The 2,371-nt window shown below is 62.5% G+C and carries 3 protein-coding genes and 1 pseudogene; 2 read left to right on the top strand and 2 right to left on the bottom strand.

The annotated features are described in order from the left end of the window. Both H7965_RS29545 and H7965_RS29540 read right to left on the bottom strand, forming a co-directional pair. Positions 1-327, bottom strand: a 327-nt coding sequence (locus tag H7965_RS29545) for a transposase (protein WP_186774052.1), incomplete at its 3' end; no start/stop codon positions are given. 385 nt (positions 328-712) lie between these two features. Then, a complete protein-coding gene (locus tag H7965_RS29540; protein ID WP_186774051.1) occupies positions 713-1,897 on the bottom strand; it encodes a putative bifunctional diguanylate cyclase/phosphodiesterase in 1,185 nt (394 codons plus the stop codon). Here H7965_RS29540 and H7965_RS29535 point away from each other — a divergent pair. Together H7965_RS29535 and H7965_RS29530 are read left to right on the top strand one after the other, a co-directional pair. Next, positions 1,891-2,208: pseudogene (locus tag H7965_RS29535) on the top strand (transposase); the annotation flags it as partial. The gene H7965_RS29540 and the pseudogene H7965_RS29535 overlap by 7 nt on opposite strands. A gap of 10 nt (positions 2,209-2,218) precedes the next feature. Then, a partial coding sequence (locus tag H7965_RS29530) for a transposase (protein ID WP_186773352.1) occupies positions 2,219-2,371 on the top strand: 153 nt, incomplete at its 3' end.

The following is a 2,371-nucleotide window of genomic DNA, read 5'->3' as shown; positions in this document are numbered from 1 at the left end:
CGCCCAGATCGTGTTGGCGTCCGGCACCGGGTCGGCCAGCCTCAGGCCGAGGAAGCGCATGAACGAGAGCCGATCCTTGATCAGGTACTCGCAGCGCTCGTCCGACAACCCGTGCATCGCCTGCAGCAGCAGGATCCTGAACATCAGCACGTGACCGAAGGCAGGCCGGCCGCCCCTTGTGCCGTCGGCGCGCGGCACCGCCCGCTCCAGCTCCGCGCGGAACATGGCGAAATCCACCAGCTCGGCAATCCGCTCGAGGTCATCGCCCTTGGCCGACAGGTCGCGCAGCCGCTCCTCCACATCGAAGAACCCTGGCTGCCGAACCATCGCCACCCCCCCACGCCGATCCTGCCCAGTGAATCAGCCGAACGGCATCAGGGAGAGGGGGTTCCGGAGGTGTCCAGCTTGTCCAAGGTCGACTGCGCCGCCGCCGCTCGGCCCCGGTGATGATCTCCTTCCGCCACCCGCCTCCGCCCTTACCGGCGCTCCAAAGAACGCCCATAGGATCAAAAGACGGGCTCAACCCCGCTCCGGACGGCGACCGTCACCGGACGGATACGGTGAAACAGGAATGGGCGCTGATCTGCACCGACCATAGCCTCACCAAGCTTGCCAGGGCGGCAACAGGCTGAACCTCGAGGGCAACGACAGGCCACCGCCTCCGCTGCCAGCCGAATACCGCCAGCACAGAATGCGGTTACGTGGACAGCTCCTAGGCCGCGCTAAACCTCTCGATCACTGACGCCACATCGGGCCCGCTAACTGGCTTGCCGAAGAGGTAGCCCTGCCCCTGATCATATCCGCTGGCACGCAGAATGCTCAGTTGCTCCTGCGTTTCGATACCCTCCGCGGTCGTGGTGATCCGGAGACCCGAAGCGAGACCAGCCACTGCTTGCACAATGGCCTCGCATTGCGGTCCATCAGGCAGGTCACAGACGAAAGAGCGGTCAAGCTTGATTTTGTCGAAGGAGAAGCTTCGGAGATAGCCAAGCGACGAATAGCCGGTTCCGAAATCATCCATCGCAATCTGCACGCCAAGACGTCTCAGTTCCTGCAGGACGGCGAGGTTGGCAAGGTTGTCCTGAAGCAAAACTGATTCAGTGATCTCCAGCTGCAGTCGTCCCGGTTCGAGGCCGGAGATTTTCAGCGCATGATCCACGGCCTGAGCCAGCACCTTGCTCCTGAACTGCACGGGCGACAGATTTACGGCGACACTGATTCCATCCGGCCAACTCGCGGCTGCCCGGCAGGCCTCTTCCAGCACCCATTCGCCGATTGGGATGATGAGGCCCGTATCCTCTGCGATGGGAATAAAATCTTCTGGCGAGATTACGCCCCGTTCCGGATGCCGCCAGCGCAGCAAAGCTTCGAAGCTGTTGATCTGATTAGTACTGAGATCCACCAGCGGCTGGTAGTTAAGTTCGAACTCGCCTCGACCCAGCGCCAGACGCAATGCACGCTTGGTTGCCTCGCGTGCCTGTAGATGCCTGTCCATGCTGAGCTCGAAGAAACAGTAGGTGCCGCGCCCCTCCTCCTTGGCGCAATACAGTGCGACGTCAGCGGCCTTCAGCAGCTTGTCTGGACAGATCGCATCGTGAGGCGCCAGGGCAATTCCGATGCTCGTTCCGATCGAAATCTGCTCCCCTTCCAGGCTGAAAGGTTCAGCCAGAGCCTTGATGATGCGTTCGGCAAGCAGCTGCGCTTCCTCGGGCTTCGTACAGGTCGCTTGCACAATCGCAAACTCGTCGCCGCCCAGCCGCGCCACAAGATCACATCCGCGCACGAGGTTCTGGAGCCGCTCCGCAACAAGCCGCAGCAGGGCATTGACCTTCCCCCCTGCCTGGGATCCATCTGTGATGAGAGAGTTGGCCTCCTTGGAAGGGGGCAGTGATGCCAAGGAAGCGTCACACGGCGGAGCAGATCATCGGGCTGCTGCGGCAGGCTGAGGTGGAGTTTGCGCAGGGTCGGACGGTGGGGGAGATCTGCCGCCGGCTCGAGGTATCGGAGGCGACGTTCTACCGCTGGCGATCTGAGTACGGTGGCCTGAAGGTGGACCAGGCGCGTCGGCTGAAGGACCTTGAGCGAGAGAATGCGCGGTTGAAGCGGGCGGTGGCGGAGCTGACGCTCGACAAGCAGATCCTGAAAGAGGCTGTGAGGTGGTCCCCGGATTTCGGACAGGTGGGTAAGCTCGGTTCGCCTGTGAGAAGGACGGACCCGGATGACGGGCAAGCGGACGCGGTATTCGGCGGATTTCAAGGCGAAGGTTGCTTTGGAAGCGCTGCGGGGTGAGTTGACGACGGCGCAGCTGGCGGCCAAGCACGGCATTCACCAGACCATGGTGGGCGAGTGGAAGCGACAGGCCATGGAGGGG

The organism is Siccirubricoccus deserti (genome assembly GCF_014283215.1).
Taxonomy (GTDB): domain Bacteria; phylum Pseudomonadota; class Alphaproteobacteria; order Acetobacterales; family Acetobacteraceae; genus Siccirubricoccus; species Siccirubricoccus deserti.
Note: the sequence above shows the minus strand (reverse complement) of the source record. Positions and strands in the feature narration are given on the sequence as shown.